We start from the raw sequence: 20614 nt of genomic DNA on the forward strand, positions 1-20614 counted from the left end.
ATTTAAAAATATTGAACCGGGTTTGTATTTTCCTCTGATAAAATGATTGCAAAATTAGTGATTTTTTCTTTAAGATAATCAACAATATAATTTTTTGTAAATCTTTCACTTTCAAAATGTCCGATGTCAGCTAGAAGTAGTTTACCTTCTGCTTCATAAAATTGGTGGTATTTCAGGTCAGCAGTCAGGAAAGCATCGGCTCCTGCGGCAATAGCATTTTTAATGGCAAAGCTGCCTGATCCGCCTAAAACGGCTACTTTTTTAATCTCTTTTCCGGTAAAAGAGCTGTGGCGTATACCGCCGCATTGCATTGTAGTCTTAGTAAGTTCTAATAGTTCAGTTTCAGAAATCGGAGTTTCAAATTCGCCGATCATTCCCAACCCTATATTCTGATGTAAATTGTCTAAAGAATAGATCTCATAGGCTACTTCTTCGTAGGCATGGTTTCTGAACAATGCTTTTAATATTTTGCTTTGCAGATGTTTTTCAAACGTAACCTCAATTTTTATCTCAGTATTTTCTACAAATTCAAAGCGTTCTCCTATTTGAGGACTGCTGTCTTCACCTCCTAAATAGGTTCCTATTCCCTGGCTATTGAAGCTGCAATCTTCATAGTTTCCTATTTTTCCGGCTCCGGAATCAAAAAGTGCATTTCTTAGTTTTTCGGCATTCTCAGGAATGGTATAGGTGATTAGTTTTTTGATATAGTTGGTTTTAGGAATTAAAATTTTGGTATGGGTTAGTCCTAAAGCATTGCAGAATATTTTGTTGACCCCTTTTTTGTGATTGTCTAAAGCGGTATGTACAGCATAAATAGCAATATCATGTTTAATGGCTTTAAGAATAGCTCTTTCAACATAATTTTTTCCCGTTATCTTTTTTATACCGCTAAACAGGATAGGGTGAAAGCAGACTACCAGATTGCATTTTTTTTCAACAGCTTCTTCTATGACACTTTCTAAGGCATCATGACAGACCAAAATTCCACTGACTTCTTGTTCCGGTTGCCCTACCAGCAGGCCAACATTGTCAAAATCTTCAGCATACGAAAGTGGTGCCATTTCTTCTAAGACCGTAAGAATTTCAGATAACTTCATGGACTGGTATTTTTATTTCTATCAAAGATAAAAAAATGCTACTTTCGTACTATGAATTTATTACGAAAATTACTCTTTCCGTTAGGATTTGTATATTGGATGGTGACTTATTGCCGAAATCTGTTCTATGATTTAGGGTGGTTTAAGAGCTATACATTTTCTTTGCCGGTTATAGCTGTAGGAAATTTAAGTGTGGGAGGAACCGGAAAAACACCTCATATAGAATATTTAGTCCGCTTATTACAAAATAAGAAAGTAGCGACTTTAAGCAGAGGGTATGGACGTAAAACGAAAGGTTTTATTTTAGCAGATGAAAGAGCTAATGCTGCGACTATTGGTGATGAGCCTTTTCAATTCTATTCTAAATTTAAAGAAGTTGCTGTTGCAGTAGATGCGGATCGCAGAAATGGTATTGAGAAATTACAGGAATTAATACATCCGGAAGTGATTTTACTGGATGATGCTTTTCAGCATCGCAGAGTGCAAGCCGGATTTTATATTTTATTAACGGATTACAATCATTTGTTTACACGGGATTATATTTTACCCTTCGGAGATCTTCGTGAGCCTTCAATCGGGAAAAGGAGAGCAAACGTGATAATTGTCACTAAATGTCCCGATGATATTTCTGAAATTGCAATGCAAAATATCAAGAAGGAATTAAATGTTGCTGTACCGATATTCTTTAGCCGGATAAAATATGATGATTTTTTATGGGGCTGGAAAGAAAAAGTAGAAGTACAGCATTTGATCGAAAGTAAATTGATCGTTGCCGGCATAGCCAATCCGACCGGATTTGTAAAATTCTTAAAAGGAGAAAAGGATGAGGTTATGTTGTTTCCGGATCACCATGATTTTACGGACAAGGATATAGAAAACATACTGAAGACGGCAAAGGGAAGAAGAATTGTGACCACGGAGAAAGATTATATGAGGTTAAAAGGAAAAATTCAAGAACAATCAATAGGGTATTTACCCATAACAGTTGAGATCATTGAGAACCAAGATGAATTAAATAAATTAATACTTAATTATGTGGGATAAAGTACAGGAAAGCATAGCTTTTTTAAAAGATAAAACCCATGGTTTTGAACCGGAATATGGAATTATTTTAGGATCAGGCTTAGGAGGGTTTGCTGATGATATAACAATTGAATATACAATTGAGTATAAAGATATACCGCATTTTCCGGTGTCAACAGTAGAAGGACATAAAGGAGCCTTACTTTTCGGAACTATAGGTACTAAGAAAGTAATGGCAATGCAAGGACGCTTTCACTATTATGAAGGATATACGATGAAAGAGGTAACTTTTCCGGTGCGGGTAATGAAATTCTTAGGAATTAACAAGGTTATTGTTTCCAATGCTTCAGGAGGTGTCAACCCCGGTTTTAAAGTCGGAGATGTTATGATGATCAAAGATCATATCAATATGATGCCGGATCATCCGTTAAGAGGGAAGAATGACGAACGTTTCGGACCGAGATTTTTGAACATGAGCGAACCTTATTGCCGAAAAATGATGGCTAAGGCAACTGAAATAGCACAAAATCTGAATTTTGAATTAAAAACAGGAGTGTATTTAGCACTACAGGGGCCAACATTTGAAACGCTGGCAGAATATCGCATGGTAAAAGCAATAGGAGCAGACTGTGTAGGAATGTCTACAGTTCCCGAAGTTATTGTAGCACGCCATATGGACATGGATTGTTTCGGCGTTTCTGTTATTACAGATATGGGAGATGAGGCTAATATCAATGAGGTAAATCATGAAGAAGTACTCTTAGCTGCTCAAAAAGCCGAACCTCATGTAAGAGATCTGATCCGGAATTTTATTTTGGAATATTAAGATATTCTGAAATAACGGCATAAAAATTATCAGGAATGAATGGTTTGGTAATCACATCATTCATTCCGTAAGATAATAGCATTTCTCTGTTTTCGTTAAGGGAAATTGCCGTTAGGGCAATAATCGGAGTATCAGTGTCAAATTCACGAATGGCAGCAGTAGCTTCTGTACCGTTAATGCCCGGCAAATGTACATCCATTAGAACTAAGTCATAATGATGATCTTTCAAATGTTCTATGGCTTCTTCACCATTGTCTATGATCGTGCATTTTACTTCTTTTTTCTCAAGCATTTTTAATGTGATCATCTGATTGATCTTGTTGTCCTCTACTAAAAGAACTGACTTGTCTTTAAAACATTGATTTTCAGTATTAGCATGAAATATTTTCTGTTCGGATAATTCTTTACCTTTTTCAAAATCAACTACAAAGCGGAAAGAGGTACCTTTGTCTGTGTCGCTTTCCAACTTTACTTCAGTACCTAAAAGTTCTAAGATTTTCTTTACGATAGATAATCCTAAGCCGGTACCACCATATGTTCGGTTAATTTCAACGGATCCCTGACTAAAACTGTCAAAAATAGTTTCTTGTTTGTCTTTTGGGATACCAATACCGTTGTCACGTACCTCAAAATATAATTTGATATTCGTATTACTTTCATTCAGTTTTTTTACCGTAAACCATACATCTCCGTTTTTGGTAAATTTAATGGCATTATTCATCAAATTGATAATCACCTGAGAGAGTTTAGTCGGATCCCCGATCAAATAATGATGAATAGAATCGTCAATATCCAGATGACAGTTTACTTTATTCTCATGTATAAATTCGTTAAATGAATTTCTGATATTAGTAGTTAGTTCGTGAATATTGAAACTTATTTTTTCAACGAGTATCTTATCAGATTCCAGACGGTTAATTTCTAAGATGTCGTTGATGAAGTTTAAGAGGTAGTTTCCGGAAAATTCTAAAGATTTCAGATAATTTAACTGATTGGCTCTCGGTTTTTCCTGAAGCAATAAATAAGTGATTCCGTTGATGGCATTCAAAGGTGTTCTCAATTCGTGACTCACTGTAGCCATGAACTCAGCACGGGCTTTGGAGGCTTTTTCTACCTTTTCTTTTTCTTTAATTAGTTCTTTATTCTTTTCTTTTAGAAGTTTGTTTGTACTTATTCTGATCTTATTGTTCTTGTATAACGACAAGCTTAAAAGGGATAGAATTGAAATCAAAGCAATACTCAAAATACTGATTAACTTAGAAAAGCGCAATGTTTTTTGTTGACTCTTTTTTTCTTTATCCAGTAATTCAATTGTTTTTAACTGTTTTTCAAACTGAATTTTATCGTAAGCATTTTCGTTGACATAATTGCTGTAAAAGTTTCCTATAGAGTCTGTTATAGTAGCATATAGAGCAAGATATTTATATGATTTTTCATAATCAGTATTTGCTTTATAGGTATCACTGATTTGTTTCAGAACTTTTTTTTGCAGGTTGAGGTTCTTAGGTCCATTTGAATTTAAAGTGAGTGCCTTGTTAAGCAGATTAATACTTTCGTTATAATTTTTATTTCCAAATTCAATCAGGGATAACTGATAAAGAGCTTCGATTCGAGTCTCAGTAAGGGCTTCATTTTCGTTAGAGTTAATAATGATCCTTTTAAATATTTTTGAAGCTTCTTCTTTTTCACCTTTTTCAGTAAGCAGGATTGCTTTTTGTAAGTTGATGAGTTCAATAGCATCCGTGAAGTTAAGTTCTTGAAAGATAAGCGAGGCTTTTTTAAAATAGATGTCAGAGAGTTCAGGTTTGTTTTTAGCAATATAACATTTTCCTAAGTTGTAATAAGCCAGAGCCAAATTCGATTTAGGAACATTTTTCCCGTAAGAGTTAATGCTTCTGATGTAATTGTCAATAGCGTCATCAATCTTTTGAATTTCAAAATAAATACCACCTAAGACTAAGTAACAATCTCCCAGTTTGCTTTGGAGATTGCTGTTTTTGGCAAAATCAATTGCTTTTTCAGTATAAAAAATGGCTTTGTTGAATGATTTTTTATCTTCCTTATTGAAGATAGCAATCTCTAAATAGTAGTCTACACTATCATTAATTTTAGCGACTTCTTTGTATAAGGCTTGAGATTTCCCTGAAAAAGGGAAAAGGACAAACAGTAACAAGAATAGTATTGCTCTCAAACTTTTAGATAATTTAAAAACAGGTTAAAGTCCATTGTAAAGAGGGGATATAAATATATGAAAAATTATTTATTTGCCATGAAATCGATTAAATTGATTAATCGGGACGAATAACCGATTTCATTGTCATACCAGCCCACGACTTTAACCATTCTATCAATTACAGAGGTCAATTGGGCATCAAATAAACACGAATGGGTATTTCCTAATATGTCAACAGACACAATAGGATCCTCTGTGTAGGCTAAAACTCCTTTTAAGTTGGTTTCAGAGGCTCTTTTAAATGCCTCATTTATTTCTTCGATGCTTACTTTTCGTTTGACATTAAAAGTGATATCCGTTAAAGATCCGTCAGGTACCGGTACGCGAATACCGCAACCTCCTATTTTTTCATTCAATTCCGGAAAAATTTTAGTTAAAGCTTTGGCTGCTCCCGTTGTGGTCGGAACAATAGATTGCGCCGCTCCTCGAGCTCGTCTCAAATCCTTATGAGGTTGGTCGTGTAAACTTTGATCGGTAGTGTAGGAATGCACTGTGGTAATGTATGCCTGTTCAATATCGCAGAGTTCTTGGATTACCTTAATCATTGGCGCAGCGTTGTTAGTAGTACAACTGGCATTCGAGATCACGAGTTCTGATCCGTCTATCAGATACTCATTTACTCCGAGGACGATGGTTTTTATTTTGTCATCTTCCGGCGGTGCCGATAAGATTACTTTTTTAGCTCCGGATTCAATGTGTTGCAGCGCCAGTTCCTGCGTTTTGAATTTTCCGGTTGATTCGACTACAAAGTCTATGTCTAACGATTTCCAATCCAGATTTTTGATTTCTTTTTCATGGAAAAAGTGAATGAGTTTTTCATCAACTAAAATGCCCTCGTCAGTACTGTTAATAGTATTGGGTAAAATACCATGAATACTATCATATTTCAGTAAGTGGCTCATGGTTTTGTTGTCAGCGATATCGTTAATAGCTACAACTTCTATTGTCGGATGATTAATGAGTAAACGGAAAAGATTTCGGCCAATTCGTCCGAAACCGTTTATTGCTATTTTTATTTCTTTTGACATAATATTTTTACAGGTATTTACCGGCTTCTTTTTTACTAAGGGAACTCAAGGGGTGATTTTCTATGAATTCAGAAACCCATTGCGGGTTGCATTTGGAATATTCCCGAAGAGCCCAACCGATAGCTTTGTTGATGAAAAATTCGTTACTGTTTAAATTTTTAGTGATAGCCTGACTTAAAAAGAGGGTGTCGGTTTCTTGTTTGAACTTTAATTGGCAAATGATGCCGGTTCTTTTAAGCCAAATGTTTTCTGATGCCGACCATTGTAAAACATCTTGTTTGACCTCCGGATAATTTCGGACTATAAAACCGATAAGATGACTGGCTATCAGATCAACACTGTCCCACCAGGATTTTGTTATAATCAGGTATTTGAGCTGATTCAGATCAGCAGGTGTAAGGTGTTTTTTTTTAGTGATTAAATAATCAAGAGCACTATATTGAAATTCCCTCTCTTTTAAGTCCCAAAGCGATTGAACCCAATCCCAGTTGATTTTTTTTTCGCTTTTAAAACGCTGTAAAAAAGGTTTTTGCAGTTTGCTGCGAACAGGTGTCTGAATGCCTAAAAACGGAAAATTATTTTTCATATAATTTTCCATTTTCAAACGCTTCTCAGGATTGCTGTGAGAATAAAAAATAGCCGTTAGTTGCTCTATCTCCACAACAAAAAATCTTAATGAATGTGTTTTTCAGCATGATAAGAAGAACGTACTAAAGCACCACTTTCTACATGTCTGAAACCTAATTCTTTTCCTATTTTTTCGTATTTTTCAAATTGCTCCGGTGTGATAAATTCTTTCACGGGCAAATGTTTTTTACTAGGTTGTAAATACTGTCCTATAGTAACAATATCAACTTTAGCATCTTTCAGGTCGTGCAAGGTTTGAATCACTTCTTCTTCTGTTTCGCCTAAACCTAACATGATTCCTGATTTGGTTCTGTTGATGCCTTGCGCTTTTAAATAGCGCAACACTTCCAGACTTCTGTCGTATTTAGCCTGAATACGTACTTCACGGGTTAAACGGCGTACGGTTTCCATATTATGAGAAACAACTTCAGGAGCAACCGCAATGATACGGTCAATGTTTTTTTCTACTCCTTGAAAATCAGGAATTAATGTTTCTAAAGTGGTATGAGGGTTCATACGACGTATAGCTTTAACCGTTTCAGCCCAAATAATGGATCCCATATCTTTTAGGTCATCACGATCCACACTGGTAATAACAGCGTGTTTGATGTTCATTAACTTAATGGAACGTGCTACTTTTTCAGGTTCTTCCCAGTCTACATCTTCTGGTCTTCCGGTTTTAACACCGCAAAATCCGCAGGAACGGGTACAGATATTACCTAAGATCATGAAAGTTGCTGTACCTTCTCCCCAACATTCTCCCATATTCGGGCAACTTCCTGAGGTACAAATAGTATTTAATTTATATTTGTCAACAAGACCTCTTAACTCGGTATATTTTTTTCCGGTAGGTAATTTAACTCGCAACCATTTCGGTTTGGCTTCTCTTGGAGGAAAAACACTTGCTGTTTCTGTATTCATACTCATAATGTGTTTGAAGAGCAAAGATAAGAAGAATTCAAAAAAGAAGTGTTAAGATTGCGTTTAAGCTTTTTTCTTTTTAGTAATAGTTTCAGCTAAAAGCTTCTTAGCACGGAGTAGCTTGATTTTAATATTGTTCAAGGGTTCGTCTAGAGCATCTGCCATTTCCTGATAACTCATTTCCTGAAAATAACGAAGCTGTATGACTTCCTGATAAGCAGGTTTTAAGGTTTTAATGTAGTAAAGAAGCCGCGATAAATTTTGTTCGGTAATCAGGTCGTCTTCGGCAGTAGGCGTATCATCGGCTACATTAAACGTACTGTTATTCTCATCATCGGTCATGTCAACGAATAAAGAAGATTTCTTTTTCCGAAGCATGTCAATGTGTACATTTTTAGCAATAGCGATCAGCCAAGTGTTAAAACCATATTCCGGATTATAATTGGATATTTTGTCAAATGCTTTGGCGAAAGTTTCAATGACAATATCTTCAGTATCGTGTTCGTTCTCGGTTCGTTTTAGCATAAATCCATACACTTCATTCCAGTAGAAGTCTAATAAAAAAGTGAAAGCAACCTGATCTCCGGCTTTTGCTTTTTCAATGGTACGTTGTATGGCTTCTGAATTTACTTCCAATGAACCGGTTTTGAAAAAATGTTAGTAATGAAAACGTTTATTTGAGTGAAGATAAGGAAAATTTCGATGAAAGGAAACCAATACATCACATCTTTTTCTTTTAATTTTCCAGCAGCAAAGCCTAATGAAAGCCAAGCAAATATATACCGGAAGGCAATGATTCCGGTTACGATCATCCATTGAAACTGAAATGCTAGAAGTAAAACAGCGAGTACAAGGAATAAAAACTGGGAAATAAAGAACAATCCTAATTGAAATTTATCAAAAGGCTTGTATAATTTAGCGGTAGAAACGTGTCTTCTTTTTTGGTTGAACCACTCTTTGAATCTAGTCTTAGGCATTGAATAGGTAAAACCGGCTTCTGAAAAGCAAATGTTTGTATTACTTCCGGTAGCAGCCTGATTGATAAACAGATCATCGTCTCCCGAGCGAACCTGCATGTGATCCATGAAACCGCGAACTCTGAAGAACTCTTCCTTTTTATAGGCTAAATTTCGACCGACACCCATATAAGGTTTGCCGGCTTTTGCCCAGGCAAAATATTGAGTGGCAGTTAAAAGCGTTTCAAAACGAATGATTTTATTTAGAAACGAATTTTTGATTTTATCATAAGCGCCATACCCCAGAACAATAGTTTTAGTGGCTGAAAAATGAGCCGTCATTTCAGCAATCCAATTTTGCGATTGCGGATAACAGTCGGCATCAGTAAAAAGCAGGTATTCGTTCTTGGCGGCTTTAATGCCTAAAGTTAAAGCATATTTTTTATTGCCCCAGAAAGCTTCGTTATTGTCTACTTTTACCAATTTAACGAAATCGTGTTGTTTAGCAATAGCCTCAAACAGGTCACGTGTTTCGTCGCTGGAAGCATCATCGATCAGAACCAGTTCGTATGCCGGATAATTTTGTGATAGTAACAGTGCGATATATTTTTTAATATTCTCGGCTTCATTTTTGGCACAAACAATTACCGAAACCGGTAATTTTTTAGGGCTTGGTACTTGAGGTTTGGCAAATGAGAACTTACCGAAAATAAAAACATAGTAAATCAATTGAATGAAAGTGATAACACCTAATCCAATGAGTAAAGTGTTGAGCAAAAGCGTCATAAAAGTCTAAGGGAATTAGGCTGAATGATTAGTTTCGTTACAGTCTTTGTATTGTTCCGGAGTTCTTCCGCAGAAGCTACAGGTTTCGCCTTCTTGATTCAAAAACGGACTTTGGCTAGCGCAAGTTCCGGCAAATTTTCCGTCTTTTTTAGCCCAAATTTTAATAGCAAGGCCAATTACACCTAATAACAATAATCCTATAGTAAGTAATGCTAGTTTCATGACAATTCTATTTGACAGCAAATTTACGAAAGAAAAATGATTTACAATTCATAATTCGCAATTGATAATTGATAATTTGTAATTAAATGATATTCACTTCTGCTTCAATAGCGATTCCGAATCGTTCTAAGATTGTTTTTTGGATATTTTGAGAAACCTCTAAAATTTCTTTTCCGGTTGCATTACCATAGTTGACTAAAACTAACGCTTGGTTTTTATGAATTCCGGCGTCGCCAAAGCGTTTACCTTTAAAACCGGCTTGCTCTATCAACCAACCGGCAGGAACTTTAACTTCGGTTTCCGAGACTTTATAATGTGGCATATCCGGAAATTGAACAACCGCTTTTTCGTATTGTTTCTTAGCAATTATAGGGTTTTTGAAAAAACTTCCGCTGTTTCCTAATTCTTTTGGGTTAGGCAATTTACTGCTTCTAATAGCAATAACGGCATCACTAACATCTTTGATAGTTGGATATGCAATGTTCATTTTTTTCAATTCTGCTTCAATTGCTCCATAAGATGTATTTAAAACATGATTGTTTTTTGTCAATTTAAAAGTCACCGAAGTAATAATGTATTGATTTTTTAATTCGTTTTTGAAAATACTTTCGCGGTAACCAAAACGACATTCTTCGTTAGAAAAAGTTCTGTTTTCCAAGGTTTCAACAGCAATAGCTTCACAGTTAAAAAGAATGTCTTTGATCTCTTTTCCGTAAGCGCCTATGTTTTGAATGGGGGTAGTGCCAACATTTCCCGGAATAAGAGAAAGGTTTTCCAAGCCGCCAAAATTATGTTCAATACACCATAAAACAAATTCGTGCCAATTTTCGCCGGCATTAGCTCTTACCCAAACAAAATCTTCGTTTTCATCGGTGATCTCAATTCCTTTAAGATTAACATGAACGACAAGCTTGTTAATGTCTTGTGTTAAAAGCATATTGCTTCCGCCGCCTAAAACAAAAACATCTTTGTTGTTTCGGAGTACTTCTTTAAGTTCTTTTTCTGAAGTTACGGAAATAAATTCTTTAGCAGCAGCTTTAATTCCGAAAGTGTTATATTCTTTTAATGAAAAGTGAGTTTGGATAGTCATTTTAATACGATTGAAAAGCAAAGGTAAAGATAAGAATTGAACCTTTATAAATTGAAAATTTTATAGGTTTGGTGGGTTTGCTGTACGATCTTTTCTGTTCGATCCGGATGCGTGTCAGAAATAAAAATTTGCCCGAAAGTATCATTGTTTACCATATTGATAATTTTAGTAACGCGAAACTCATCCAGTTTGTCAAAAATATCATCAAATAAAAGGAGAGGTAATTCGCCGCTTTTTTCTTTGATAAATTCAAATTGTGCTAATTTCAGAGCGATCAAAAATGATTTTTGCTGACCTTGCGACCCGAATTTTTTTATGGGATAACCATCGATCTCAAAGCTGAGGTCGTCTTTATGGATCCCGAAATTAGTGTATTGGGCAGCACGGTCTTTAGCAATGCCGTTTTGTAGCAGATTTTCTAAAGATTCTTCTTTTAATTGTGATTGGTAAACCAGACCTACTGATTCTGCTTTGTCTGAGATCAGATCGTAATATTTTGTAAAGATGGTGATAAAGTTCTCAAGAAACTGTTTGCGTTTTTCAAAGATAGTATTGCCTAAAGGAGCTAACTGCTCGTTATAAACAGTCAATGTATCTTGATCAAAAGTTTGATTCAGGGCAAAATATTTTAAAAGAGCATTGCGTTGGGCAATTAGCTTTTGGTATTGTAGTAATTGGTTGAGGTAGGATTGATCCAATACAGAGATCACCCCGTCAATAAACTTTCGTCTTACATCGCTGCCTTCGGCAATGAGATCATTGTCGGCCGGAGATATAATCACCAGAGGAATCAGTCCGATGTGTTCTGCTATTTTTTCGTAAGCTTTATTATTCCGCTTAATCACTTTCTTTTGTCCGCGTTTTAAGCTACAGGAAACTTTCTCTTCCTTGTCATTTTTTAAAAAAACAGCATCTAAAAGAAAAAAATCCTCATCGTGTTTAATGTTCTGAACGGCTAAAGGGTTGAAATAGCTTTTTCCGTAGGCAAGATGGTAAATGGAATCTAAAATATTAGTTTTTCCGATACCGTTTTTCCCGACAAAACAATTGATTTTAGTATCAAAATCAAAATTTTGCTGGCTAATGTTCTTGTAATTTAAAAGAGTAAGTTGTTTTAAAAACACGCTGACGGATTTAGATCGAAAAGTTATTTCATGCAAAAATAACAGTTATAAACAAAAGTTGTGTTGAAAAGATATTTTATTTAAAGTAGTAAATGAATGAAAATTAATTTATTTTTGTGGCAGTTTCAATAAAAATTATATTTTTGCACCTCATAAATTAAAAACAAATGGCAACATATAATAAGAGAGGTTATAAAGCACCTAAACCAAAAGAAGTAGAGAACGCTGAAAATGAGTTTGAAGAAGTTGTAGAAGCTGGTGACAGTACAACGGAGGAAGTTTTTAATACACTGGATGAAACTGCAAATAAAGCAGAAGAGTGGGTAGCTAAAAATCAAAAGATCATTTTAGGAGTTGTCGGAGCAATTGCTGTAGTGACTTTAGGATATTTCTTCTTTAATAAATTTATGGTAGAACCTCAGGAAGATAAAGCATTAAATGATGTTTATTTAGCACAATCGTATTTCAATGATGCATTGACCAATAAACAAAGTGCCGATTCTTTATTTACATTAGCTTTAAACGGAGCTGAAGGAAAGTTAGGGTTCGTTGGTGTAGCTGATGAGTATTCCGGAACAAAAACAGGAAACTTAGCGAACTACTATGCCGGTATGTCGTTTTTACATTTGAAAGATTTTCAAAAAGCAGAAAGCTATCTGTTAAAATTCAAATCCGATGATGTGCTTTTACAGGCTACAGCTTACGGGGCATTAGGAGATGCTTATTCTGAGTTGAATAAGGTGGATGATGCGATTGCTTATTATAAAAAAGCGGTAGATGCTAACGATAATGACTTTACTGCACCAAGATTCTTAAATAAAGCAGCTCAGTTAGCATTGTTGAATAACAAGAAAGAAGAAGCGCATAGCTTATTTGTTAAGATCAAAGAAAATTACGGGAGCTCTCGTGAGGCTATGAGTGTTGATATGTACATTGCAATGACAGAATAAGCTTTTTATGGCAACAGAAAATAAAAATTTATCACAATACGATAAAAACACAATCCCAAATGCGAAAGATTTTCGGTTTGGGATTGTTGTTTCAGAATGGAATGAAACGATTACAGAAGGCCTTTTTGACGGAGCGAAAACAGCTTTGTTAGACTGTGGTACACAAGAAGAAAATATTATTCGTTGGGATGTTCCGGGTAGTTTTGAGCTCACTTTCGGAGCGAAGCGTATGATCGAAACGCAAAATGTAGATTGTGTGATTGTTATCGGTAGCGTGATCAAAGGCGAAACAATGCATTTTGAATTTGTATGTGAAGGGGTGACTCAGGGAATTAAAGATCTGAATGTTAAATACGATGTTCCGACGATCTTTTGTGTGTTAACCGATAATAACATGCAGCAGTCTATTGACAGAAGCGGAGGAAAACATGGGAACAAAGGAACAGAAGCGGCTATAGCTGCTATTAAAATGGTAGATTTAAATAGAAAGGCATAGTTTTTGTCAATAAATAGCAGAACATAATCCCGATTCGTTCGGGATTTTTTGTTAACAAAAAATTGAGAGAAAAACAGTCAAAAATCCCTAAATTTGAAAAAATTAACGATATATGCTTAAGTTTGGAAGAGGATCGTTCAAGTTGCCTAAAAATAAAAAGTTTAACTATACGCCCCGACATTACGAAGGGAAAAAAATCGATAATCCATACGATTTTGATTCTGTTATTCGCAAAGATCGGGAGGCAATAGGTTACAACGACCTACGCGGACACTGGAGTGAGGCGAGAGCTAATAGTCGGCATAGAGGAAATCGTAGTTTCAATCTGAGAGTTCTGATTATCGTTCTGATTTTATTATTAATATTCCTGTATATTATCGATTTTGATTTGTCGATCTTCAAAAAATAGTACATGTCAAGTATAATTCAACTTTTACCGGATCACGTAGCCAATCAGATTGCTGCAGGGGAGGTGGTACAAAGACCTGCTTCTGTTGTCAAAGAATTGTTGGAAAACGCTATTGACGCCAAAGCAACCGATATAAAGCTTGTAGTAAAAGATGCCGGAAAAACATTAATTCAGGTTATAGATAATGGCATGGGAATGAGCGTTACTGATGCCCGTTTGTGTTTTGAACGTCATGCAACTTCTAAAATACGCCACGCTGAGGATCTGTTTGATCTGCATACCAAAGGTTTTCGAGGAGAAGCATTAGCTTCAATTGCCGCAATTGCTCATGTGGAATTGAAAACAAAACGTGATCAGGAAGAGCTGGGAACTCATATTGTTATTGAAGGAAGTAAGTTTGTTGCTCAGGATGCTGCTGTTTTACCAAAAGGGACTTCTTTTTTGGTAAAGAATCTTTTTTTTAATATTCCGGCACGACGCAATTTTTTGAAATCGGATACAGTAGAAATGCGTCATGTAATTGATGAGTTTCAACGGGTAGCCTTAGCGCATCCGTCTATTTATTTCACGCTGATCCATAATGGAAGTGAAATGTTCAATTTACCTCCGTCTAATTACCGTCAGCGTATCGTTAACCTTTTAGGAGGAAAAACTAATGAAAAGCTGGTTCCGGTAACTGAAGATACTGAAATTGTTAAGATCAGTGGATTTATAGGTAAGCCGGAGTTTGCTAAAAAGAACAGAAACGAACAATTTTTCTTTGTTAACGATCGATTCATTAAAAGTGCATATTTACATCACGCTATAATGAGTGCTTACGAAGGTCTGTTGAAAGAAGGAAATCAGCCGAGCTATTTTTTATACCTTCAGGTGCCTCCGAATACGATCGATATAAATATTCATCCGACTAAAACGGAAATTAAGTTTGATGACGAACAATCGTTATATGCTATTTTACGTTCAGCTGTAAAGCATAGTTTAGGGCAATTCAACGTGGCTCCGGTATTGGATTTTGAACGTGATCCTAATTTGGATACGCCTTATGATTATAGAAGTAAAGAAAGTGAAATGCCTCTTATACAGGTAGATTCTAATTTTAATCCTTTTGCAGACGGTGCAACAACCACTGTAGCTAAAAAGAGTAGCGGAGGAGGTTCTTATTCTTCAAATCCCTTTCCTAAAAAGGAAACGACTTCATGGGAAAGTTTATATGTGGACTTAAAGAGCGATACTGAGGAAGTTGCTTCTATTTCTTTTGAGAGTGAAGAAGTCACCGGAAACTTATTTCAACATGAGGAAAAAGAAGAAGAAATAGCTTCTAAGACCTATCAGTTCCATAAGAAATATATCATTAGTTCTATTAAATCAGGAATGTTAGTTGTGGATCAGAATAAGGCTCACCAGCGGGTTTTGTATGAGCAGTATCTGGCGAATATTACAGTGCAGAGTGCTTCGAGTCAGCAATTGCTGTTTCCTTTAGAGTTGTATTTTTCTTTTGAGGAGATGGAACTTCTAAAAGAATTGAAACCGTCTTTGGAAAATACCGGTTTTATCTTTGATAAAATGGATAAAGAAAGGGTGTTGATTTCGGGAATTCCCGTAACAGTTCAGGAAAGTGAAGTTTCTATCGTATTAGAAGAATTAATTTCTAATTTACAAAATGAAGTTCCGGAAAATACTTTTTCGCTCAACGATGGTATTGCAAAATCTATGGCAAAGAGTTTGGCGGTAAAAACCGGAACACTATTGACCGAAAGAGAACAGGAAAACTTGGTAAATGCCTTATTTGCCTGTAAAGAACCTAATGTTTCACCTTTTAACAGACCCACTTTTGTGACATTAAGTGTGGAAGATTTAGACAAAAAATTTACATTATGATGAGAATGACAGACATGGTCAAGCATTTGCTGATCATTAATATTATATTTTTTATAGGAAGTTACCTAGTGCCACAGGCTCAGGATTTATTGGCATTGCACTATGTAGAAAGTGATAAATTTCGTTTCTGGCAAGTTATCACACACATGTTTATGCATGCTAATCTAATGCATATCTTCTTTAATATGTTTGCTTTAGTCACTTTTGGAAGTACATTGGAACATTTTTGGGGAAGTAATAAATTTTTATTTTTTTATATTTCATGTGGCTTAGGAGCAATGTTATTGCATACGGCAGCTAATTATTATTCTTTTCACGAACCATTGAATGTTTTAATGGCTAATGGGTTTGAGAAAACGGATATTATGAATGCACTGGGTGAGGGTAAATACGACACACGTTGGGAGGAAGTCTTAAGCAATTCGCAATTCAATGGAATGATGCAGGCTTACTTGGGAGAAGCAGTAGGAGCATCCGGGGCAATTTACGGCTTATTAGTTGCTTTTGCTTTTATGTTTCCGAATGTCGAATTAATGATGTTGTTTATTCCGATACCGATTAAAGCTAAATATTTTGTACCTGGAATTGTAGCTTTAGATTTGTACTTGGGGTTACAAGGAAGTTCTATTTTCGGAGGTTCCGGAACCGGTATAGCACACTTTGCCCATATAGGGGGAGCTATTGTTGGTTTTATCATGATGTGGTATTGGAAAAAAGGCCAGTTCAATAACAATCGTTGGGATAGATAAGTAGGAGTAGAAGGTAAAAGTAAATAGGTTTACATGTCAATACTGGAAGATTTAAAAGTGCAATACAAGATCGGAGGTGTAGCTCAAAAGCTAATCTTTTGGAACATTGGTATTTTTGTAGTAACAGCATTATTACAATTGCTTTATATTACAGAAGTATGGAGTTTTGACTGTTATGATTTAGTTGCCTTACATTCCGATTTGTCTTATTTTATTAAAACACCTTGGACGATTTTTACCTATATGTTCGTTCACGCCGGATTTTTGCATTTATTGTTCAATATGTTGGTGTTGCATTTTACCGGAAGGATCTTTACCACTTTTTTTACCCAACGCCAACTTTTAGGGGTTTTTATTCTCGGAGGATTATTTTCCGGATTTGTTTTTTTGTTGTCTTATGCACTTTTAGGAGCCTCTTCTATAGTAGTTGGGGCAAGTGGCGCTATTATGGCTGTTATGTTAGCAACGGCTACATATGCACCTGAAATGCAGGTTCGTTTGCTGTTGATTGGTAATGTTAAGTTGATCTGGATCGCAATAGTGATTCTGTTCTTAGATTTGATACAGTTGCCGGTAAGTAATACAGGAGGACATTTAGCGCATTTAGGAGGCGCTTTATTTGGTTATATTTATATAAAAAGTTTGAAAGGAGGAGTCGATTTATCGAAAGGAATTTCTAAAATTCAGGATTTTTTTGAAAATTTGTCTACCCCTAAAAAGAAAACTCCGTTTAAAACAGTATATAAAAATACAACGACTAATAAAAGTACAGCAAGCAGAAGTTCATCAACAACTGATAAAGATAAAAGTGTAGAACAAAAGAAAATTGATGAGATTTTGGATAAGATCAGTCAATCAGGTTACGATAGTCTGACTAAGGAGGAAAAAGATTTTTTATTTAAGGTAGGCAAGTAAATGCAAAAGGAATCAGTCATTACTAAAATTGCGTTTTTTTTCAATAAGGTTTTGGCTTTAGCGACTTTTCTTGCTTATATCTTACCTTTTCTCACTCCGAAATTATTTCCTTTTCTAAGCGTTTTAACGTTGTTAATGCCTTTGTTTCTGATTCTTAATTTTGCTTTTTTTACAGTTTGGATCCTGCAACTTAAGCGAAAAGCTGTCCTGTCGGGAATTGTACTACTGATCGGTTTCACATTCATCAATAAATTTTACAAGTTTTCAGAAACTGATTTGCCGGAGTCTCCGTCAGACTTTAAGCTGATGAGTTATAATGTTCGTTTGTTTAATTTATACGAGTGGTTGCCGGTAAAAGATATTCCAGAACAAATTACAGATGTTATTCAGGATTATAATCCCGATATTTTGTGTTTACAAGAATATTCTCCGAATAGTAAAGTAAGGCTGCGAAACTTTCCGTATCGTTACGTTAAGGTGTACGGAGAAAGAAATAAATACGGACAGGCTATTTTTTCTAAATATGAAATAATCAATAGCGGAGAAATTGATTTTCCTAATACGAGTAACAATGTTATCTATACTGATTTAGTCCGTCAGAAAGATACCATTCGTGTTTACAGCATGCATCTGCAATCGATTAAGATCAGTACTGATATTCACGAAAAATTTGATGAAAATAAATCGAAATTTATTTTTAAACGAATTAGTCAGGCTTTTAGCGAACAACAATTGCAAGCTGAGATCATTCGCGAGCATTTTGCTCAATGTCCTTACTCTAAGATCATTTGTGGCGATATGAACAATAGCGCTTTTTCGTATGTTTACCGAACGATTAAAGGCGAAATGAAAGACGCCTTTGAAGAAGCCGGGACGGGTTTCGGGAAATCGTATAATTTTGATTTCTATCCGGCTCGTATCGATTATGTTCTGACTGATAAAGATTTTACTATTAAAACCTATAGAACGGATACAAAGGTTAAGCTAAGCGACCATTTTCCGGTGTATACCAGAATTAGCTTAGAGAAATAATTTATAATTTTTGCTTCAATAAATATTCTTTAGCATGCCGACCTTCGTTAAATAAAAGATCCAGAATACTTAAATTTGGAATAAAACCGTGTTTTTCATCAAAAACCTGAGTGTAAGCTTCGTTAATGAAAGTATCTTTTTTGCCGTTTGCCAAGTAGCGAAAATCAGTTTGGGCAGTGACTTCGTGAAAATATTCTTCTGTTCTGGAATAAGGCAGATCAATTCCTAAACAGTCATTCAGTATCTCAAAAATTTCCAGATTAAGATCCAGCATAAAAGAATGTTGCTTTTCAAAAACAGGTCGAAGATCATCTTCAAAGTACTCAAAGAACGGAGAAGTTCTGTAAGCAGCTTCTAAGGATTTAAAGTGATTTTTCTGCCAGTCGAAGGCATTCTCAATTTTTACATCTTTAAACTTCTGATGTTTGTCTTTTGAATGTTTTACAGGAATATTAAGCATTTGCAGTCCGTTTGGACTGTAAATGTACATTCGGTTCCTGTTGGTTTGTTTTTGAAAATTGTCTTCTGTCTCAAAAACGATATTCTCCGCTTGAGCCATAGCTACATAGTGACTAATAGAAGGGAAATATGTCGGGTGTAATAAAATATCCATAGGTAGTTATATTATTCTTTTAAACTTAAAAGTTCAAAGTAGTGTACTTTGAACTTTTAGGTTATATATTATTTCTTTCTTATGCATTCGCTTTCTTTTTCTTCTTTTTATAGAAGTATTCCCCTAGAAAATAAAGGGCTAACAAAATTAAGAAATATTTAAAATAAGATTGTGGTTGCCCCTCTCCGGAAACAGTAGTAAATAATCTGTCCCAACGGATTTTCCAGTTTTTGATCCCGTTGTTTATACCGTCAATACTCATCCAGATGAAGATAGGTTTCCCTACAATATGATCTTCCGGAACATATCCCCAATAACGGGAATCTTCAGAATTATGTCTATTGTCTCCCATCATCCAATAATAATTTTGTTTAAATGTATAGGAATGGGTGGGAGTGCCGTTGATTTTGATCTCATTACCATTGGTTTCAAGAGTGTTGTGCTCATAATCAGTAATAATTCTTTTATAAAAAGGTAGTGTATTACTATTAAGTTCAACTGTAACACCGGCTTTTGGAATATAAATAGGTCCCAGATTGTCTACATTCCAGTTTTGAGTGTGAGGGAAAATAGCTTTTTCAACAGCATGTGAAACCATTTTTACGACACCTTTGATTCCGGGAACATTTTTAATTCTGTTAACGCTCTCGTCAGTTAGCGCAGAGAACATAACAGTATCCTGAGCCGTTTGATAAGCTGCATCGGTGATGTTTAATTCTTTTAAAATGTATTCAAAATTCGGGGGTGAATTTTTATCAAAAGCAACTTTATAAGAATATTGAGGTTTTGCTCTTTCAGGAAGTTGTAATTTGTTCCCGTCAATATAAACATAACCGTCTTTTAAACTCAACGTGTCGCCTGGTAAGCCTACACATCTTTTGACATAGTTTGATTTTTTATCAATCGGTTTATCAGCTCTTCTTCCGGAACGATCAAAAAATTTATAAACAGTATCTACCGGCCAGTTAAAAACAACAATATCATTGCGTTGTATTTTTTGAAAACCGGGCAATCTGAAATAAGGAAGTTGTGGCCACTTGATATAAGATTTAGTTTTCAGAATGGGTAAAGTATCGTGAACCATAGGAGCCGCAACTGTTGTCATAGGAGTTCTGGCGCCATAGTGAAATTTACTCACAAAAAGAAAATCTCCTACTAATAGTGATTTCTCTAAAGAGGAAGTAGGTATTGTATAAGGCTGAATGAAATAGGTGTGTACAAAAGTAGCTACAATGATAGCAAAAGCCAGTGAGCCAACGGTATCCATAGCTTTCGTAGGAGCTTTTAATTCACGGGCAGGGTGATAAGTAACATTTTGTGTATAATTGACAAAGGCAATGTAAAAGCCAAGTGTAAAAATACCTAACAGCATGTCCGGTGTTGTTTTCTTGCCGAAAGTTCGCAATGTTTCAATCCAAATAATGGGAAACATAAACAGATTAATGATCGGAATGAAAAGTAGCAACGTCCACCAAGTAGGGCGGTTGATGATTTTCATCAGAACAATGGCATTGTAAACAGGAACAAAGGCTTCCCAAGCTTTTCTTTGGGCTGCTGTGTATAGTTTCCAAGTTCCTAATCCGTGAATCACTTGGACAATTAGTATGAATAAAATCCAACCTGATAATTCCATATTTAT

Annotated in this window: 21 protein-coding genes; 9 read left to right on the forward strand and 12 right to left on the reverse strand. The window is 35.4% G+C overall.

Going from position 1 to position 20614, the window contains the following annotated elements:
* Nucleotides 1–2 precede the first annotated feature (2 nt).
* Nucleotides 3–1097, reverse strand: coding sequence for a Nif3-like dinuclear metal center hexameric protein (locus tag NHF50_RS10785; RefSeq protein WP_109569668.1), 1095 nt, complete (start codon nucleotides 1095–1097; stop codon nucleotides 3–5).
* A gap of 51 nt (nucleotides 1098–1148) precedes the next feature.
* Between NHF50_RS10785 and lpxK the strand changes: the two genes are divergently transcribed.
* Nucleotides 1149–2141: a tetraacyldisaccharide 4'-kinase gene (lpxK, locus tag NHF50_RS10790; protein ID WP_252776383.1), complete on the forward strand. Its 993-nt coding sequence runs from the start codon at nucleotides 1149–1151 to the stop codon at nucleotides 2139–2141.
* On the forward strand, nucleotides 2131–2946 hold the full coding sequence (locus NHF50_RS10795; RefSeq protein WP_109569670.1) for a purine-nucleoside phosphorylase: 816 nt from the start codon (nucleotides 2131–2133) through the stop codon (nucleotides 2944–2946). Before lpxK ends, NHF50_RS10795 begins: the two co-directional genes overlap by 11 nt.
* Here the strand turns inward: NHF50_RS10795 and NHF50_RS10800 are convergent.
* The 9 genes from NHF50_RS10800 to recF all read right to left on the reverse strand — a co-directional run bounded on the left by NHF50_RS10800 (nucleotide 2930) and on the right by recF (nucleotide 11933).
* Nucleotides 2930–5137 (reverse strand): ATP-binding protein, encoded by a 2208-nt coding sequence (locus tag NHF50_RS10800; protein WP_252776385.1) that lies wholly within the window; start codon nucleotides 5135–5137, stop codon nucleotides 2930–2932. The genes NHF50_RS10795 and NHF50_RS10800 overlap by 17 nt on opposite strands.
* 65 nt (nucleotides 5138–5202) lie before the next feature.
* Complete coding sequence (gap, locus tag NHF50_RS10805) at nucleotides 5203–6207, reverse strand: type I glyceraldehyde-3-phosphate dehydrogenase (RefSeq protein WP_109569672.1); 1005 nt, start codon at nucleotides 6205–6207, stop codon at nucleotides 5203–5205.
* Between the two features lie 7 nt (nucleotides 6208–6214).
* Nucleotides 6215–6868: a DNA alkylation repair protein gene (locus NHF50_RS10810; RefSeq protein WP_252776387.1), complete on the reverse strand. Its 654-nt coding sequence runs from the start codon at nucleotides 6866–6868 to the stop codon at nucleotides 6215–6217.
* Nucleotides 6869–6879: 11 nt separating this feature from the next.
* A complete protein-coding gene (gene lipA / locus NHF50_RS10815) occupies nucleotides 6880–7755 on the reverse strand; it encodes a lipoyl synthase (protein WP_252776389.1) in 876 nt (291 codons plus the stop codon).
* A 63-nt stretch (nucleotides 7756–7818) separates the two neighbouring features.
* Nucleotides 7819–8391, reverse strand: a complete 573-nt coding sequence (locus NHF50_RS10820; protein WP_109569675.1) for an RNA polymerase sigma factor — start codon at nucleotides 8389–8391, stop codon at nucleotides 7819–7821.
* A complete protein-coding gene (locus tag NHF50_RS10825; protein WP_252776392.1) occupies nucleotides 8382–9497 on the reverse strand; it encodes a glycosyltransferase in 1116 nt (371 codons plus the stop codon). Before NHF50_RS10825 ends, NHF50_RS10820 begins: the two co-directional genes overlap by 10 nt.
* A 15-nt stretch (nucleotides 9498–9512) precedes the next feature.
* The gene (locus NHF50_RS10830; protein ID WP_109569677.1) at nucleotides 9513–9719 is read right to left on the reverse strand and encodes a membrane or secreted protein; all 207 of its coding nucleotides are present in this window, start codon (nucleotides 9717–9719) and stop codon (nucleotides 9513–9515) included.
* Nucleotides 9720–9801: 82 nt separating this feature from the next.
* Nucleotides 9802–10809 carry a UDP-N-acetylmuramate dehydrogenase gene (gene murB, locus NHF50_RS10835; protein ID WP_252776395.1) on the reverse strand — a complete coding sequence of 336 codons (1008 nt, stop codon included), beginning with the start codon at nucleotides 10807–10809 and terminating at the stop codon, nucleotides 9802–9804.
* Nucleotides 10810–10853: 44 nt separating this feature from the next.
* Entirely contained in the window at nucleotides 10854–11933 is a 1080-nt protein-coding gene (gene recF, locus NHF50_RS10840) for a DNA replication/repair protein RecF (protein WP_252776397.1), read from the reverse strand.
* Between the two features lie 167 nt (nucleotides 11934–12100).
* Here recF and NHF50_RS10845 point away from each other — a divergent pair, with 167 nt between their 5' ends.
* The 7 genes from NHF50_RS10845 (at nucleotide 12101) to NHF50_RS10875 (ending at nucleotide 18362) form a co-directional block, all read left to right on the forward strand.
* Complete coding sequence (locus NHF50_RS10845; RefSeq protein WP_109569680.1) at nucleotides 12101–12883, forward strand: tetratricopeptide repeat protein; 783 nt, start codon at nucleotides 12101–12103, stop codon at nucleotides 12881–12883.
* A 7-nt stretch (nucleotides 12884–12890) separates the two neighbouring features.
* Nucleotides 12891–13379 carry a 6,7-dimethyl-8-ribityllumazine synthase gene (gene ribH, locus NHF50_RS10850; RefSeq protein ID WP_109569681.1) on the forward strand — a complete coding sequence of 163 codons (489 nt, stop codon included), beginning with the start codon at nucleotides 12891–12893 and terminating at the stop codon, nucleotides 13377–13379.
* A gap of 112 nt (nucleotides 13380–13491) precedes the next feature.
* Nucleotides 13492–13788 (forward strand): hypothetical protein, encoded by a 297-nt coding sequence (locus NHF50_RS10855; protein WP_109569682.1) that lies wholly within the window; start codon nucleotides 13492–13494, stop codon nucleotides 13786–13788.
* Between the two features lie 3 nt (nucleotides 13789–13791).
* Nucleotides 13792–15666 (forward strand): DNA mismatch repair endonuclease MutL, encoded by a 1875-nt coding sequence (gene mutL, locus NHF50_RS10860; protein ID WP_109569683.1) that lies wholly within the window; start codon nucleotides 13792–13794, stop codon nucleotides 15664–15666.
* Nucleotides 15663–16415, forward strand: a complete 753-nt coding sequence (locus NHF50_RS10865) for a rhomboid family intramembrane serine protease (RefSeq protein WP_252776399.1) — start codon at nucleotides 15663–15665, stop codon at nucleotides 16413–16415. Before mutL ends, NHF50_RS10865 begins: the two co-directional genes overlap by 4 nt.
* A gap of 33 nt (nucleotides 16416–16448) precedes the next feature.
* Nucleotides 16449–17330, forward strand: a complete 882-nt coding sequence (locus NHF50_RS10870) for a rhomboid family intramembrane serine protease (protein ID WP_252776401.1) — start codon at nucleotides 16449–16451, stop codon at nucleotides 17328–17330.
* On the forward strand, nucleotides 17331–18362 hold the full coding sequence (locus NHF50_RS10875) for an endonuclease/exonuclease/phosphatase family protein (protein ID WP_109569686.1): 1032 nt from the start codon (nucleotides 17331–17333) through the stop codon (nucleotides 18360–18362).
* Nucleotide 18363: 1 nt separating this feature from the next.
* Here the strand turns inward: NHF50_RS10875 and NHF50_RS10880 are convergent, their stop codons facing one another.
* Together NHF50_RS10880 and lepB are read right to left on the reverse strand one after the other, a co-directional pair.
* On the reverse strand, nucleotides 18364–18975 hold the full coding sequence (locus NHF50_RS10880; protein ID WP_252776403.1) for a WbqC family protein: 612 nt from the start codon (nucleotides 18973–18975) through the stop codon (nucleotides 18364–18366).
* A gap of 79 nt (nucleotides 18976–19054) precedes the next feature.
* Nucleotides 19055–20608, reverse strand: coding sequence for a signal peptidase I (gene lepB, locus NHF50_RS10885; protein WP_252776406.1), 1554 nt, complete (start codon nucleotides 20606–20608; stop codon nucleotides 19055–19057).
* Nucleotides 20609–20614 lie beyond the last annotated feature (6 nt).

Source organism: Flavobacterium sp. NRK F10, from assembly GCF_024054235.1.
GTDB classification, from domain to species: Bacteria; Bacteroidota; Bacteroidia; order Flavobacteriales; family Flavobacteriaceae; genus Flavobacterium; species Flavobacterium sediminis.

What these genes read in the sequence shown, in the direction of transcription:
- NHF50_RS10785 (WP_109569668.1), bottom strand. Translation starts at nt 1,097, where the DNA reads ATGAAGTTATCTGAAATTCTTACGGTCTTAGAAGAAATGGCACCACTT.
- lpxK (WP_252776383.1), top strand. Translation starts at nt 1,149, where the DNA reads ATGAATTTATTACGAAAATTACTCTTTCCGTTAGGATTTGTATATTGG.
- NHF50_RS10795 (WP_109569670.1), top strand. Translation starts at nt 2,131, where the DNA reads ATGTGGGATAAAGTACAGGAAAGCATAGCTTTTTTAAAAGATAAAACC.
- gap (WP_109569672.1), bottom strand. Translation starts at nt 6,207, where the DNA reads ATGTCAAAAGAAATAAAAATAGCAATAAACGGTTTCGGACGAATTGGC.
- lipA (WP_252776389.1), bottom strand. Translation starts at nt 7,755, where the DNA reads ATGAATACAGAAACAGCAAGTGTTTTTCCTCCAAGAGAAGCCAAACCG.
- NHF50_RS10825 (WP_252776392.1), bottom strand. Translation starts at nt 9,497, where the DNA reads ATGACGCTTTTGCTCAACACTTTACTCATTGGATTAGGTGTTATCACT.
- NHF50_RS10830 (WP_109569677.1), bottom strand. Translation starts at nt 9,719, where the DNA reads ATGAAACTAGCATTACTTACTATAGGATTATTGTTATTAGGTGTAATT.
- murB (WP_252776395.1), bottom strand. Translation starts at nt 10,809, where the DNA reads ATGACTATCCAAACTCACTTTTCATTAAAAGAATATAACACTTTCGGA.
- NHF50_RS10845 (WP_109569680.1), top strand. Translation starts at nt 12,101, where the DNA reads ATGGCAACATATAATAAGAGAGGTTATAAAGCACCTAAACCAAAAGAA.
- ribH (WP_109569681.1), top strand. Translation starts at nt 12,891, where the DNA reads ATGGCAACAGAAAATAAAAATTTATCACAATACGATAAAAACACAATC.
- NHF50_RS10855 (WP_109569682.1), top strand. Translation starts at nt 13,492, where the DNA reads ATGCTTAAGTTTGGAAGAGGATCGTTCAAGTTGCCTAAAAATAAAAAG.
- mutL (WP_109569683.1), top strand. Translation starts at nt 13,792, where the DNA reads ATGTCAAGTATAATTCAACTTTTACCGGATCACGTAGCCAATCAGATT.
- NHF50_RS10865 (WP_252776399.1), top strand. Translation starts at nt 15,663, where the DNA reads ATGATGAGAATGACAGACATGGTCAAGCATTTGCTGATCATTAATATT.
- NHF50_RS10870 (WP_252776401.1), top strand. Translation starts at nt 16,449, where the DNA reads ATGTCAATACTGGAAGATTTAAAAGTGCAATACAAGATCGGAGGTGTA.
- NHF50_RS10875 (WP_109569686.1), top strand. Translation starts at nt 17,331, where the DNA reads ATGCAAAAGGAATCAGTCATTACTAAAATTGCGTTTTTTTTCAATAAG.
- NHF50_RS10880 (WP_252776403.1), bottom strand. Translation starts at nt 18,975, where the DNA reads ATGGATATTTTATTACACCCGACATATTTCCCTTCTATTAGTCACTAT.
- lepB (WP_252776406.1), bottom strand. Translation starts at nt 20,608, where the DNA reads ATGGAATTATCAGGTTGGATTTTATTCATACTAATTGTCCAAGTGATT.